Source organism: Flavobacterium johnsoniae (assembly GCF_001879205.1).
Classification (GTDB): domain Bacteria; phylum Bacteroidota; class Bacteroidia; order Flavobacteriales; family Flavobacteriaceae; genus Flavobacterium; species Flavobacterium johnsoniae_A.
In genome coordinates this window covers 263,535-278,659 of sequence record NZ_MLFK01000009.1, presented here as the reverse complement: position 1 = coordinate 278,659, position 15,125 = coordinate 263,535, and the positions used below count along the sequence as shown (strand labels likewise).

The 15,125-nt window shown below is 37.2% G+C and carries 10 protein-coding genes and 2 pseudogenes; 2 read left to right on the top strand and 10 right to left on the bottom strand.

The window, feature by feature from the left end:
- Nucleotides 1–47: 47 nt before the first annotated feature.
- From BKM63_RS17075 to BKM63_RS17065, 3 genes are all read right to left on the bottom strand, one after another.
- Nucleotides 48–908, bottom strand: coding sequence for an AraC family transcriptional regulator (locus tag BKM63_RS17075; protein ID WP_071637778.1), 861 nt, complete (start codon nt 906–908; stop codon nt 48–50).
- Between the two features lie 378 nt (nt 909–1,286).
- Entirely contained in the window at nt 1,287–2,021 is a 735-nt protein-coding gene (locus BKM63_RS17070) for a LytR/AlgR family response regulator transcription factor (protein ID WP_071637777.1), read from the bottom strand.
- A complete protein-coding gene (locus tag BKM63_RS17065; protein WP_165608784.1) occupies nt 2,008–3,072 on the bottom strand; it encodes a sensor histidine kinase in 1,065 nt (354 codons plus the stop codon). The genes BKM63_RS17070 and BKM63_RS17065 overlap by 14 nt, the downstream gene beginning before the upstream one ends.
- 158 nt (nt 3,073–3,230) lie before the next feature.
- On the opposite strand from BKM63_RS17065, the gene BKM63_RS17060 reads away from it, so the two are divergent.
- Both BKM63_RS17060 and BKM63_RS17055 read left to right on the top strand, forming a co-directional pair.
- A complete protein-coding gene (locus tag BKM63_RS17060) occupies nt 3,231–5,084 on the top strand; it encodes an alpha-amylase family glycosyl hydrolase (RefSeq protein WP_071637775.1) in 1,854 nt (617 codons plus the stop codon).
- Between the two features lie 45 nt (nt 5,085–5,129).
- Nucleotides 5,130–7,760 (top strand): DUF5916 domain-containing protein, encoded by a 2,631-nt coding sequence (locus tag BKM63_RS17055; RefSeq protein WP_071638154.1) that lies wholly within the window; start codon nt 5,130–5,132, stop codon nt 7,758–7,760.
- Between the two features lie 729 nt (nt 7,761–8,489).
- Here the strand turns inward: BKM63_RS17055 and BKM63_RS24090 are convergent.
- The 7 genes and pseudogenes from BKM63_RS24090 to BKM63_RS17020 all read right to left on the bottom strand — a co-directional run bounded on the left by BKM63_RS24090 (nt 8,490) and on the right by BKM63_RS17020 (nt 14,774).
- Nucleotides 8,490–8,680 (bottom strand): annotated as a pseudogene (locus BKM63_RS24090) (cold-shock protein).
- 82 nt (nt 8,681–8,762) lie between these two features.
- On the bottom strand, nt 8,763–9,221 hold the full coding sequence (locus tag BKM63_RS17045; RefSeq protein WP_207539275.1) for a molybdopterin-binding protein: 459 nt from the start codon (nt 9,219–9,221) through the stop codon (nt 8,763–8,765).
- Nucleotides 9,222–9,325: 104 nt separating this feature from the next.
- Entirely contained in the window at nt 9,326–10,426 is a 1,101-nt protein-coding gene (locus BKM63_RS17040) for a cytochrome-c peroxidase (RefSeq protein ID WP_071638153.1), read from the bottom strand.
- A 24-nt stretch (nt 10,427–10,450) separates the two neighbouring features.
- Nucleotides 10,451–11,704 (bottom strand): TonB-dependent receptor plug domain-containing protein, encoded by a 1,254-nt coding sequence (locus BKM63_RS17035; RefSeq protein ID WP_347512093.1) that lies wholly within the window; start codon nt 11,702–11,704, stop codon nt 10,451–10,453.
- A 150-nt stretch (nt 11,705–11,854) separates the two neighbouring features.
- A pseudogene (locus BKM63_RS17030) lies at nt 11,855–12,954 on the bottom strand (IS91 family transposase).
- Nucleotides 12,933–13,835, bottom strand: a complete 903-nt coding sequence (locus BKM63_RS17025) for a tyrosine-type recombinase/integrase (RefSeq protein ID WP_071637773.1) — start codon at nt 13,833–13,835, stop codon at nt 12,933–12,935. Before BKM63_RS17025 ends, BKM63_RS17030 begins: the two are co-directional and overlap by 22 nt.
- Before the next feature lie 120 nt (nt 13,836–13,955).
- A complete protein-coding gene (locus tag BKM63_RS17020) occupies nt 13,956–14,774 on the bottom strand; it encodes a TonB-dependent receptor plug domain-containing protein (protein ID WP_083572269.1) in 819 nt (272 codons plus the stop codon).
- Between the last annotated feature and the right edge of the window lie 351 nt (nt 14,775–15,125).

Sequence of the window (15,125 nt, the reverse complement as noted above, 5' to 3'; positions counted from 1 at the left end):
TCAGCGGAAAACCTGTATGATAGGACAGAAATGAAGATCCTTAGGACTTATTTAGAGTTTTGCCTAAAGGACTCGGGAGAGAGACCGGTATGCCTTTTAAAAAACCGGGTGAAATACGAAGGGTCATCATATCCTAAGTCGCAGGCTATCTGGCCCACCTGCTTTGAGGTCGCCAAAAGCTGGCGTTTAGCTTCCAGGATAATATGATGGTTTATAATCTCAGAAGGGGTTTTAGCAAGTAAAGTTTTTGTAATAGAACTTAGCTGGTAAGACGATAAATTCAATAAACCGGTATATTGTGAAACCTGTTTATGGGTACTACTATTTTTTTCCACAAGTTCCAGAAATTGCTCCAATTTTTCCTGTCCATAGGTGTTATCCCCCATAGCTGGAATAGCTTTATCGGTCCGCTGGCGAAGCAGTTCAATAAGAAAAATGCTCAGGCTTGCTTTCAAAACTTCGTGATAGCCTTTGAGTTTGTTTGTATATTCTTTTAATGCCTCTGATACGACAGCCTCGATTCTGCAAAATCCTTCCTGCTCGAGGTTGTAAGCACTGTACTGAATTAGCCTGGTCAGATGCTTTTGGGAGGCACTGTTATGAGAATAAAGAAAATCTGTTTTAAATTGTATTAAATAGCCTGTGCTCCCTGCTTTTAGAGAAAGATAATGGACCTGGCCGGGACGCATCATAAAAACAGTATGATTTTTTATTTCATAGCCTGTAAAATCAATCTCGTGAAGGCCTTCTCCATTCTTAACAATTAAAATATAATAGAAATCATGCCTGTGCAGCTCCTGAACCATATCCCTGCCGGACAATAAGGATGTTATTTCCCGTATAGTAAAACTCCCTGTCAATTCAGGTTCACTTTGCTGGCTAATATGGCGGATTGGAATGTTTTCCACAATTTCAATATTCTTTAATGGCTAAATTTTAATCAAAGATAGTAAGTTTATGAAAATTATAATTTACTTCATCCTCTGTGAACAGAATTGTGGCGTATGGTGTTTAAAATAATAATTGAGAATTAAATAGAGATACCATAATTGGGTTTCAATGTGGAGCTTGACAAACCAATATCCCCGCGGCCCCAGCCCCGATTGCTTCGCCAGTTCGCTTCGCTCGTGTGCAGTGGAAATCCTTTTGTGCCGGGGTTCGGCACAAAAGATTGCAACGAATAGCGGCAAAAAGCTCCCAAAAAACATTAAACCTAAAAACTCAGTGAGCAGAATGTCTATTGTATCCAATATCGCACCTACCCGCCTGTTTACCTGATCGCTATTTTATAAATTCAAAGCGTTATTTGTTAAAGAATTCAGTAAATAAGATACAGAGGACTGATAAAACCTTCCAATAGGCAATTGCTTATTTTGAATATTGATATGGTTTGTATTATAACTTGTTATTTTTTTTATGGCAACAAGAAATGAGCGATGAATTCTGAAAAACAGGCCCTCAGGTAATTTTTCTTCCATTTCTGTAATCGACTGATACGTTTTATAACATTCTGTTGCTGTATAAATCAGTAAATAGTTTCCTTGAGATTCAAAATAGTCAATTTCGTCTAAAAAAAGTTTGACCATTTTTCTTTCGCATTTCACAAAAATAAACGCGCGATCAGTTTCCTGAATTTTAGAATGCAAAAAGATTTCATTTGATTCCCTAATTTTTGTGTATTTGCTTATCGCTTTTGTAAAACGTCCAAAGGCAATTGGTTTTAAAATATAATCGATGGCTTCAATTTCAAATCCTTCATCTGCATATTCTGTGTAAGCAGTTGTAAAAATTACTGCGGTTTCTGAAGATAAACTTCTCGCAAATTCGATTCCGGATTTTCCCGGTAAATTGATATCTAGAAAAATAAGGTCAATTTTATGCGATTTCAAAATGTTCTGTGCATTTGCAACGCTCGTAAATCTGCCTTTTAAATCTAAAAAATCAAACCGGGCAATATGAAGTTCCAGCAAAATAGAGGCTGGTAATTCATCTTCAATTATAATACAGTTAATTACAGCCATCTTCTATTTTTATTTTTAAGGAAACGAAAAAACTCGTAATTTCATTTTTCACAGTCAAAATATGCTTTTCTGGATAAAGTAGTTCTAATCTTCTTTTAACATTTGCAATTCCAATTCCACTATTCAAATTTTCTGTTGTCTTGCTAATTTTTTTAGGAAGACTATTTTCAATTTTAACAGAAAGCCATCCATTAGTCACCGCAATAGAAATGGTAATCCACGCCTGACCTACTTCATCTAAACTATATTTGAAGCTGTTTTCTATAAACGGAAGTATCAAAAAAGGCTCAATAGAATGATTTTCGATAGTACCGTGAACACTAAAACTCAATTGAAGCTGATTCTCAAAACGCAGTTGCTGCAACGAAATATAATTTTTAAGATAATCTACTTCATTTTGCAAGGAGATATTTCTATTATTTACATCATAGATAGAAAACCGAAGCAAATCGGATATTCTCAGCACAATTTCAGCAGAATCATCTGATTTGGTTAAAATTTTAGAGTACAAGCTATTGAGGACATTGAACAAAAAATGTGGATGAAATTGATTTCGAAGAGAAGATAATTCAGCCTGTAATTTTTGGGATGATATGATTTGAACTTTATTTTTTTCTTCTGCTAAATAATAAAACAGCTTAAAAGCCAGCGGAATAGTTACCACAAATTGGAGTTTACTAATATTATATAAAAAAACCGGAGCCGATAAAATTGGTTCAATTTTCCAGAAAGTCAGATAATAACGAATTATAATGTAATTGTCGATCAAGCGCTGCAAAAAAGCAAAAACTAAAATTAGAAGAATATATACAGTGATAAAAGCAATTGTTTTTTTCCTGAACAAAAAGCGAGGCATTAAAAATTCGACAACGATGGTCACAAAAAGAATTTTAGGCAAAATGCTATACCATTCATTATAAAATGCGGTTAAAAAATCTCCGGCCGGTAAACCTTGAATCAAACTAAAAAGCAAAATATATCCCAGCCAGTATAAAGTATACAATTTAATTTTCATAAATCTATTTTCAGGATCGTATGTAAGTGCCTTCATTTGGATTGTCATTTTCTTATAAATGTAAAAATAATGCTTTTCTATCAAATCAAAATTGCTGTTTGCAATGCAAATAATGCTGTTTAAATAAACTGCTTTTTTAGAATACGAAAGAAAAATATCTTTCGCTGGTAATATTAATCTAAAAATAGTTAGAGATGAAAAAAAGAATCTTTTTTTACTTGTTTTCAATGTGCTGCACATTCATTGTTAATGCCAAAAATATTGACATATATCCAACCAATTGGTGGGTCGGGATGAAAACAAATTCTATTCAATTGCTTATTCGAAGTACAGGTGAAGCTTTTTCTTCAGCTGATGTTCTCATAAATTATTCTGGTATAAAGGTTTTGAAAACACACCAATTTTCGAATAAAAGATATCTTGCTGTAGATATTTTAATTTCACCAGACGCGCTACCGGGAAATGTTTCCATTGAAGTAATTCAGAAAGGAAAAAAGCAAAAAATTAATTGGTCGCTTAATTCCAGAAGACCTGGCAATGGAACATTGTATGGGCAAGGAGTAAATTCGGCTGATTTTATCGACTTGATTATGGTGGATCGTTTTAGCAATGGAGATCCTACAAATGATCGTGTTAAAGGAATGAGAGATCAATCGCTGGACAGAAATCAAATGTATGATCGCCATGGTGGTGATTTGCAGGGCGTGATTAATAATTTAGATTATCTGCAGGGATTAGGAATTACCACTTTATGGTTTACTCCGGTAATGGAAAATGATATGATGAACCGAACCGAACATGGTTATGCCATTACAGATCATTATAAAATTGATGCGCGTTACGGTGGAGACACAAAGTATAAGGAACTAAGCAATCAATTGCATCAGCGCGGTATGAAACTCATCTTTGATGCTGTTTACAATCATTTTGGATTGTATCATTTTCTAGAACAAGACCAGCCAGAAAATGACTGGGTGCATCGTTGGCCAGAATATACCCAAACCAATTATAGAGAACAGTCATTATTTGATCCGTACGGCACAAAATCTGATCAGAAGAAAATGAGCGATGGCTGGTTTGATAAAATCATGCCCGATATCAATCAGGATAATCCCTACATGGCCAACTTTTTAATTCAGAATTGTATTTGGCACATTGAAACTTTTGGCATAGATGGAGTTCGTTTAGATACATATACTTACAATGATTTAAACTTTGCAAATCGCTGCAATCAGGCAATTTTAAATGAATTTCCTAAAATGACCATTTTTGGAGAGATTATGGTTCACGGAGTAGCCAACCAAGCCTATTTTGAACAAAATAATATGGATACTCCTTTTAAAAGCAATTTACCATCAGTTGTTGATTTTCAAAGTTTATACTACGGAATCATTCCGGCTCTCACTCAACCCTTCGGGTGGACAGAAGGTGTAAATAAACTTTATTATACACTAAGCAGTGATTTTTTAAGTAAAAATCCGATGCAAAAAGTGCTGCTTTTAGACAATCATGACGAACCGCGTTTTTTCTCTGTTGTGGGAGAAAATGCAGAGAAACAAAAAATAGGTTTTCAATGGCTGCTTACTTGTCGCGGGATCCCGCAATTATATTATGGTTCTGAAGTATTGGCTAAAGGATTCAAAGCTCCTGATGGTTTGGTTCGTGCTGATTTTCCAGGTGGATGGGCTACAGATTCCAAAAATGCCTTTACAGGAAAAGGATTAACCGATGATGAAAAATCAACTCAGGATTTAGTTCGAAAATTAGCCAATTTCAGAAAAACGTCTTCGGCTTTAACCACCGGAAAAATGATGCATTATATTCCGGTAGATGGATTGTATGTTTATTTTAGATATGATGCAACGCAAACAATCATGTGTATTATGAATACCAGCAATGCCCAAAAAGAAATTGATTTTCAGAAATACGACGAAAGATCAGCTGGCTTTTCTTCGGGGAAGAATGTAATTACAGATGAAAACTTTTCATTATCGAAAAAAACTTCAATTCCGGCTATGAAAATGTGGATATTGGAACTAAACAAATAATCAGGGTTCTTAGAGATGAAATTCGATTTAATAAAAATCAAGCATATGATTTGTTATAAAAAGACTTTGTTTGTATTGTTATTTTTTTTTCAGTTTAGCTTTGGGCAGTCAGTACCTAAAACAGCTAAAAAAGTTTACACCACAAAAGCTTTAGGTGCTTTGGCTGCACCCGTAATCGATGGATTTCTAACCGATGAAAGTTGGGATATTGTGGACTGGACCGGAGATTATATAGAAAATCTGCCGGATGAAAATACTGAGCCTTCTGAACAGACAAAATTCAAGATTATATATGATAAAGATTTTATTTATTTTGGTTTTAGGTGTTATGACAAAGATCCAAAAGGAATTGTAGAAAGATTATCGAGACGTGATGGTTTTGAAGGTGATTGGATCGAAATAAATATCAGCAGTCATAACGATCAGCTTACCAGTTTTTCATTTGCAGCTTCTGTTGCCGGTGTAAAAAGCGATGGATTTATTTCGGATAATGGAAAAACATGGGATGGAAATTGGAATCCAATCTGGTATTTAAAAACGAATATTGATCAGGAAGGCTGGACTGCCGAAATCAAAATTCCGTTAAGTCAGTTAAAATTTAGTGATCTTCCTGAACAAGTTTGGGCATTGCAGTCTACCAGAAGATATTTCAGAACCGAAGAACGATCTGTCTGGCAGCGAATTCCACTCGATGCGCCAGGCTGGGTCAGTGAATTTGGAGAGTTACGAGGTTTAATTGGTTTATCTCCTAAAAGGCAGATCGAAATTCAGCCCTTTGTACTTTCTAAGTTGGAAACTTATCCAGCGCAAGAAGGAAATCCGTTTAAAACCGGTAATGATTTTAAATTGAACGGAGGTTTAGATGCCAAAATTGGTGTCACTAATGATTTAACATTAAACTTAACTATTAATCCCGATTTTGGACAAGTAGAAGCTGATCCATCTACTATTGTACTAGATGGTTTTCAAGTTTTTTATGATGAACGGCGTCCTTTTTTTGTAGAAAATAAAAACATTTTCAACTATTCTTTTGCTGATGATCAGGATAATTTGTTTTATTCCCGCAGAATTGGACGAAATCCTAACGGACAGCCCAATGTTCCATCTGGTGCTTTTATGTCAATTCCTAATAATACCGCCATTTTGGGAGCAGCAAAATTTAGCGGAAAAACTAAAAATGGCTGGTCAATTGGAATGCTAGAAAGTGTGACAAATAAAGAATATGCCAAAATTCAGGAAAATAGCCGAATTGAAAAGGTATTGGTAGAACCATTAACCAATTATTTTATTGGCAGAGTTCAAAAAGACTTTAATAATCGCAACAGTTATTTTGGTGCTGTTTTTACTGCCGTAAATCGAAATTTAGAAACTAATTTTCTAAACTTTATGCATCAATCTGCTTATACAGCCGGAGTGGATTTTATGCATAATTGGAAAAATAGAAAGTATTATTTTAAAGGCAATTTTGTTGCCAGCAAAGTCGAAGGCAGCGAAGAAGCTATAACAGCTACACAGCGAAATATGACGCATTTATTCCAGAGAACAGATGCCGGACATCTTTCTGTTGATCCTTTAAAAAGATCACTCACAGGAACAGGTGGAAAATTTGAAATAGGAAAAGCTAGTGTTGGAAACTGGCGTTACAAAGGATCTATAATATGGAGATCTCCAGAATTGGAACTAAATGATATTGGTTTTTTAAGGCAGGCAGACGAAATCAAACAATATGCATTAGTGTCTTATGAAACTTTAAAACCTTTCAGTCAGTTTAGAAAAATCACAACCCACCTGGAACAGCTTTCAAATTTTGATTTTGAAGGAAATTACAATAAAATGCAATATTCTTTTAATTCAGATTTTGTATTAAAAAACAATTGGAATTTTACTGCTTTAGCGATTTATAAACCTATAAATTATTCAAACTCTATTTTGCAGGGAGGCCCACGTTTTCGTTATTCTGAAGAGTTTTTTAAATCGGTCAGTATTACTTCAGACAATAGAAAAAAGTTTAAATACAACTTTGCCCTTTATGATACAAAGGGCAAAAACAATTCATTTTCATATACTGAGTTTGCTGCTGGCATTATATATCAGCCCATTAACGCCTTTACTTTTTCTTTAAGCGCTAGTTTTTCTTCAAAGCAAAATAAGCTGCAATATATTACTCAAACCAGTTTTAATACTGATCCCCGATATCTTACGGCAAATCTGAGTCAAAATACTTTAAGTACCTCTATACGATTAGATTATAATATTAATCCAAATTTTACCATTCAATATTATGGCCAGCCTTTTATTTCCAGAGGAAGATACAATGCTTTTAATAAAGTAATAAATCCTGCCGCATTTTATTATGGAGATCGAGTAAGTTTGTTTGATTCAAATCAGATTTATTTTAATGAATTAGAAAATAATTACCAGATTGATGAAGACAAAAATGGGATTACAGATTACAAAATTCAAAATCCGGATTTTGCTTTTGTGCAATTTCGATCCAATTTAGTTGCAAGATGGGAATATATTCCTGGTTCGGAATTATTTTTGGTTTGGTCGCAGGGAATAACATCCGACGGAAATGCGGATGAAAACTTGTTTTCAGAACTGAATTCTCAGATTTTAGGAAGAAAACCAACTAATACTTTTTTGATAAAAATTACATATCGATTTATGCTTTAGTGTATAATAGTTTTTTTTTTTAGATATCTGTGTTGGTTTTGTCGCATCTGTCAGAACCTAGCCCCGATTGCTTCGCCAGTTCGCTTCGCTCGTGTGCAGTGGAAATCCTTTTGTGCCGGGGTTCGGCACAAAAGATTGCAACGAATAGCGGGAAAAGCTCCTAAAAAATAATATTAAACCTAAAAATAATATCTTGCATCGGTCAAGACTAAATATTAAGAATGCGAATTGTGTAATAACATACCCACAGGCTGTAACTACAACCGGTCAGGAAAGCACACCTTTGACTTTGCAGCGATGCCCATCCTTTAAGTTTTGAAGTTTAAAGACTTTAAAACAACACAAAAAGAGCATTACAGCCCTTTAGATAACTTAAGTAAACATAAAATGGAAGATTATGTTTATGGACACCCCGCCTGATGCATTTTCTGTATTGGGCGGGTTTTCCATTTTATCATATGAAATAAATATTGACAATTAACTAGGGCTGCAGCAGCAGACACATAACATTTTAATTTCTTTTTGTTCAATATTGAGCAATAGACGATTTCACGACCACAAACTGTAATTAAATTTAAGATTGCAGCGCTAGGGCTCATATAACCCAATCAAATTTCATTATGCCAAATTTAAGATCATAATAAAGTTACTTTATCCTTTGACCATAAAAGTGTATAACAAAAAAGCATCTGTAAAGCAGATGCTTTTTTGTTTGTTTTTTTAAGAATATTAGACCACAACCACATTTACTGCGTTGGGGCCTTTTTTACCCTGTTCTACCTCGTAACGCACCTCGTCGTTCTCACGGATGCTTTCCGACAGACCTGTGGCATGAACAAAGATTTCACTGCCGCCATCCTTTGGTGTTATAAATCCAAAACCTTTCTCTTCATTATAAATTTTACTTTACCTTCCTGCATCTTGCTTAAATTATTGATTGGATATAAATATAAGAAATCTAGTATAATTTAACTGAAAAAGAACAATTATATTTAAAACTGTTTAATCTTTCGCAAACCGGATAATTAAATGGGTAACCTCGTGCGCCGATCGGGCCGGTTTGTTCTCATCGGGGACAACCAAACGAAATGGCCCTATCCCATCTTCTAAAGGTTTTCCGTCCTTTGAGTCTGCTAAAATAATAACCCGGTTTGTAAAACTCGGATCCAGTTCTGCCAAAGAGAAAACCACCTCATAGCCATCGCTGCATCTGACCAGCAGGTACTTGGCAAGGTTTTCCCCTTTGAGCTCTTTTCCAACAGTGACCCCGGCCAACTGCAGTATTTCAAACACGGGTACCCCTGAATACTGCTGCAACTTCCCATCGCGGTCTTTCATGGTGGCTTCCACGCGTTTCATCTTTGCCAGATCCAACATGCCCAGCGACATGGGCTTTAAAACTTCTCCCTCCACTTTTACTACTGCTTGCTTCACAACACTTTGCGCGGAAATATTCTGCAAAAGATTACTAAAAATAAGAAGATTAAAATAATACGGGATAAAGGATATTTTTTCATTTTTGTTATTTGAATAGTTAAGCTGTAAGCGCTATAAAATCAAGACATTTACTTTTGAATTAGATGTGGGTCGGAAAACTTTGGATTGTTTGTAAAGGTGGAATCCGTGAGCATATTGAGAAAACTGATGATATCTGATTTTTCACCTGCCGTGAGCCCAAGGCTTTTGCCTCCCACATCGTTAGGCCGGTTTACCAAAGACAGGCTTAAAGTCCGGCTTGGCTGGATATGCTCATTGTAATGATCCAGCACCTGCTGAAGGTTTTTAAACCTTCCGTCGTGCATGTATGGGGCGGTGAGGGCAATGTTTCGAAGCGTTACCACCCGAAAGCGTCCCCTGTCATTGGGCATTCCTGTCAGCTCTTCCCGCCCCAGGTCTTTTGGAACACTGTCAAGGCCGTTGTTATGAAACAATTCCATATACATTTTAGGGGTGCCATGGCACTGCGCGCAGCTGGCGCCCCTGATGTTTTTGCCTGCATCAGCGGAATTCATAAACAGTTCCATTCCACTGAGCTCGTGATCTGTTGGCTTGTACTGGCCCCGCAGGTATTTATCATAATTAGAGTTCGCTGAAATCAATGTGCGCTCAAACTGGGCGATTGCCATTGCAATGCGGTCCGCTGTGACTACCGGCGTTCCGAAAGCCTCCCTGAATAGCCCGGGATATAGCTTTGTTTTCTGAAGCTCCTTAACGGCCCTATCCAGATAATTTCCCATTTCATGCGGATCGCCAAGCGGGACCTTTGCCTGGGCTTCCAATCCTTTTGCCCTGCCGTCCCAAAAAAAGTTTCGCACCCAGAGAAGGTTTGCCAGGGACATGGCATTGCGCCTGGTGGGCCTGTCTATTCCCGCACTAAAAGCTTTCCCGTCGGTGAATGCCAGTTTCTGCTGATGGCAGCTCGCGCAGGAAATTGTTTTGCTCGATGAAAGCCTGGTTTCATAAAACAGCATCCTTCCCAGATAAACGCCCTGTCTGGTAGTGGGATTGCTCGCCGGGATACTGATCCGGTTGCCAAAATAATCCGGATATTCCAGTTTATACGGATCTGTATATACAGGCACTGCAGAAGTGGCCGCAATGAATATAGCGGCGGTCACCAGCACCAGTAGCAGGGTAAGTTTTTTATAATGGGATTGTATAGGCATTAATGATCCTTTTAGCATCAAAAATTAATTAAAAAAACGAAGCGTTACAAAGAAATTTCGCCCTTCTTCGGGAAACCCTTCCACAAGGCTGTAATTTCTGTCCAATATATTATTTAATCCGGCATCAAGGCTGAAGTTTTTTAGTATCCTGCCCGAAGCATAGAAATTTAAAAGGGTGTAGTCCGCAACCGCAGTTCCGTAACTGGTGCTGTACCTCGATGAGTTAAACTCGGCATTGGCAATTAACCTTAGAACTTTCAAAGGCTGGTACTCAAGTGTCCCCATTACCTTTGTACCCGGCACATCAGTGAAATGAACCTCCGGGCTTGTCATATTCTTTCTTTCAATATAGGTGTAATTTACATTCAGGGACAGGTTTTCCAAAATGGAATAATCCGCCTGTAGCTCAATACCGCTGTACTGGGCCTTGCCAAAATTCTGCATCTGCGCTTTTCCTGGCTGCACATTACTTACACTTAAAATCGCATCAGTAATGGTACTGTAAAACAAAGCCGTCTGGAAAGTGAGTCTTTCAAAAAACTTTGCCGTATAATTTACCTCATAGTTTATGGCTGTCTCGGGTTTTAAATCAGGATTGGGAATGGCAGTTCCCATTCTGTACGAATAACGGTCTTTGATTGTAGCAAATCTGGTTTTCTGCGAAACGGTTGCCCCTGCCTTTTGAGTTTCATTCAGCTGGTAAAATACCCCAACTTGCGCATTATACGCATCACTGGCATCAGCCGCAGGATAATCCGAAATTGTTTTGGTGACGCTCGCGTAATCCTGGGCCTGAATATTTTTTCTTATGTTATAGCTCACTCCCGGAATTACTGTAAATTTATTAGTGACTTTATAAACATCTTCAATTCCTACCAATATTGTATTGTCTATAAAATGACGCACTGGTTCACCCAGATTGTTTTCGCGGTGCACATCTTCTTTAAAATGCACGGCAATTTTGAAATCATTTTTGGGAATAATCTGCGTGTTATATTCTACATTTCCTCCATAGGTATAATCATCGTAAAGACTCTGAAAAGCATATCCCTTTGTCTGGGTGGAATAGGTTTTATCATCATAACTATTGAGTGTGTTTTTAAATTTGTCGTAATATATTCTTGTTTTCAAACTGTTTTTGGCATCCAGATTTGAATTTGAAATGAAGTAATAACTTTCTTTATTCCAAACCGGCCACTGCCAGAAATAACTAAGCTTTCGTCTTGCCCGGAGGGCACGAGATGAAAGCCCGTTGAACGGAACCGCAGGAAGCTTAATACGTATTATGGAGTTTTCGAAGTGTAGCTTTAAGATATACGAGCAGTAATTTTACGATTACTGCTTTTTTTATGGTTGAACTTGTGCTGTCTTATTGTTATTTTTCGATTTACCGACGCAATTAAATACAAGTTCCCTTACCCGTAAAAACTAATTCACATAGGCAAGTGTATTCTCGATAAGATATGCTTTTGGCGGACCTCGTTGCCCAAAGACATGTAACGTAACCAGATTTCCAACTTTACAACAATAACATTTTTTAAGTTGCGTTTTGGTTTCGATTTCAGGTCGAATGATATATTTAAATCTTGTTGTAATTGTTGCAGTTTGCCACGTTTCCAACTGCTACTTAAAATACCGTAATGCCTGATTCTTACAAAACGTTTGGGTAAAATATGAAGACTAAAACGCCTTGTAAACTCTTCGTTTTTTAAGGTGAGTTGCTTAGTTTTACTTGCGTCTTTATAATCTTTATAAGCAATGGTAACTTCTTGATTTGTTACATTTTTAATCCGATGATTGCTGATGGCAACTTTATGGGTGTATCTTCCTAAATATTCGATTACTTGTTTGGGACCTCCAAATGGGCGTTTGGCATAAACCACCCAATTTTTATCAAATAAACTTTGCAAAACATGAGCATCGGCAAGCTTTTCTTTACGTAACAAGGCAACAAATTTTGCTCGAAAAACCTTGCTTAACGCTTTTACTGCAAATAAGTATTTATCGGTTTTTATCTTGCGTTTCCATTTACCGTTGGCATCAATTCCACCACCAGGAATAATGCAGTGTAAATGTGGATGTAAACTTAAATTTTGTCCCCAGGTATGTAAAATCGCAATCATTCCTAGTTGCAAACCTTCCGTTTTTCCGAATTGATTTAATGTCGACCAAACAGAATCAAACAAGATTTTATAAACGATTTTTGGATGTGCAATCGCTAATCCATTAAGCGAATCTGGAAGGGTAAAAACCAAATGATAGTACGAACAAGGCAACAAATCCTGCTCACGTGCCTGAATCCATTCTTCACGTTTATGACCTTGACATTTCGGGCAATGCCTATTGCGACAACTGTTGTAACTAATACTAATGTTGCCACAAGCATCACAAGCATCTACATGTCCGCCCAAAGCAGCAGTTCGGCACAAAGTCAATGCTCTTAACGTTTTTTCTTGATGAACGGTAAAGTTTTGGTTGGACAAATCGACTTTTCTCAGCACATCGGCTACTTCCCACTGCGGCTGCATAAAGCAAAAACGGTATCAATTGGACTGTGTACTTTTTGGTTTTCGAGCTGGCAAACATGCAAATATTCCATCGTCGTCTCCACGCGTTCATGACCCAGCAGTTTCTGAACTTGAAGAATATTTACACCATCTTCGAGCAAATGCGTAGCATAGCTGTGGCGCAATGTATGCGTATGCACATCTTTTAAAATGCCTGCTTTTTTACAAACCGATTGAATCGCCCATTGTACGCCACGCTGACTGTAACGAGAATCAAAACCTTTGGCGTCTTTGGTGTTGCCTGTAAATAAAAATGTGGTAGGATGTTCGGCTGAAATATACCTTTTTACACCCCGAATGATATGATCTGATAAGGGAACATAACGATCTTTTTTGCATTTACTTTGAACAATATGAAGTAGTTTTCTATCAAAATCCAGATGCTTTAATTCAATATTTCGAACTTCCATACAACGTAGTCCGCAACTATAAATCAATCCAATTAAAATGCGATGTTTGAGCAAATCGGCATGTTGAAGCATCTTCCATATCTCTTCCCTACTCAGAATTACAGGAAGTTTCTTTTCTTTAGGAATCGATGGTAAATGAAGATAATCGTAAGGTAAATTCTCTGTTTTTAAAAGAAATCGAAGTCCGTAAACAGTGTGTTTAAAATACGATTGCGAAGGTGAATTGGAACGTTGTTGCAGTTCAAAGAGATAATCTTTAACTTGTTCGGGATGTAATTCGGTTGGTAAAGCACCAAAATGAAGTACCATTGCGGCCACATGGCGCGAATAATTTTCAAAAGTGCGTTTGCTTCGTCCTAAAATAGAAATATTTCGCTCAAAACGATGCAGAAGTTCAGAAAAACCTGTAATTTCATTACAAGCACGATTCAAATATTTGTTCGTTCTTAATTCCTCCGGAGATTTTTTTTAGTTACCATATTATCAATTATTTAAACGTTAATAAATACTAAGGTACTAAATCATCGCAGCGAAAGCTACCGGAGGTTTAGTTCAACGCGGGTTTGCCAAAAGAGAGTTTTTAGTATCGCTGCCCGCATAAACAGGGTTTCCTTTTTCTCCCTGCTGGTTGATATAGCCAAGTGCATACTCGCTTTTTTTATTTGGGGTCCACCCTATTTTGAAACTTATTTTCTGATCGGTGCGGTAAGAATTGTCCCTCTCTTCCCCATCCTCATTTTTCATCGCAGCAAAACCCGATGGCATCCGGGTTGAATTTCTCTCTAAATAAGAAAATCCTCCCTGAAGGTAAAATTTTCCCAGATTTGAGCCCACATTGATGTTTGCCCTATAGCCATTGCTGTTTATCATTCCGAGCGAGCCGTCATATTCCAGTTTCTTTGATGGCTTTCTGGAGACTAGGTTAATGGCCCCGCCCAGTGAATTGGGACCGTACAGCACAGATGAAAACCCTTTTGAAACATCAATGGCCGCCAGATCATAAGTGGTAAAACGGGCCAGGTCAACATAGCCGTCATAGGGAACATACACCGGAATCCCGTCCATATAGACCGGCACCTGCCTTAAATCAAATCCCCTGATAGAAACCATGGATTCGTTTCTTGGACCTGATGCGGTTAGCGTAACACCCGGAAGCATATTGAGGGCCCTGGAAACATCCATTTTATGCTGCGATTGCATTGCTTTTGCACTTACCCTGTTTAAGGTATCCTTATTCTGGTGACCGGTAATGATCACTTCCCCGAGCATAAAAACATTGGATGCTTTTATGGAGTCTGCCGGTATTGTATTGTTCTGCTGTGAGAATCCAATCAGGGGCAAAATCATAAAAGGTATGAATTTTAGTTTCATAAAATCATGATGTTTTCAGTATGTTTTATAAAGAATACTGATGGTTAAAAAAAAAATGGTTTGGTTAAAAATACGTAGTTCTTCTTTTACAATAATACGTATTAATACTTAATAAGTAAAATAGTTTAGCGATAACTTTATTGATTGATACTATTACTTTACGTTTTATGGCAAAAGGTGGTATATTTTAAAGAACCTATAAGTTTTATACTCTGGATTACAACAAAACAACAGTGATGACCCTACTATAGCCCCGAGAAGCGGAAAATCCTCTTGTACCAAGGCTGGGCACAAGAGATTGCTTCGCCAGCTCGCTGGCGCTCGGGTGCAACGTATAACGGGAAGAGCACC

Excerpts from the sequence above, each read along its gene's own strand:
- BKM63_RS17070 (WP_071637777.1), bottom strand. The coding sequence starts at position 2,021 with ATGGCTGTAATTAACTGTATTATAATTGAAGATGAATTACCAGCCTCT.
- BKM63_RS17065 (WP_165608784.1), bottom strand. The coding sequence starts at position 3,072 with ATGAAGGCACTTACATACGATCCTGAAAATAGATTTATGAAAATTAAA.
- BKM63_RS17060 (WP_071637775.1), top strand. The coding sequence starts at position 3,231 with ATGAAAAAAAGAATCTTTTTTTACTTGTTTTCAATGTGCTGCACATTC.
- BKM63_RS17055 (WP_071638154.1), top strand. The coding sequence starts at position 5,130 with ATGATTTGTTATAAAAAGACTTTGTTTGTATTGTTATTTTTTTTTCAG.
- BKM63_RS17040 (WP_071638153.1), bottom strand. The coding sequence starts at position 10,426 with ATGCCTATACAATCCCATTATAAAAAACTTACCCTGCTACTGGTGCTG.
- BKM63_RS17020 (WP_083572269.1), bottom strand. The coding sequence starts at position 14,774 with ATGAAACTAAAATTCATACCTTTTATGATTTTGCCCCTGATTGGATTC.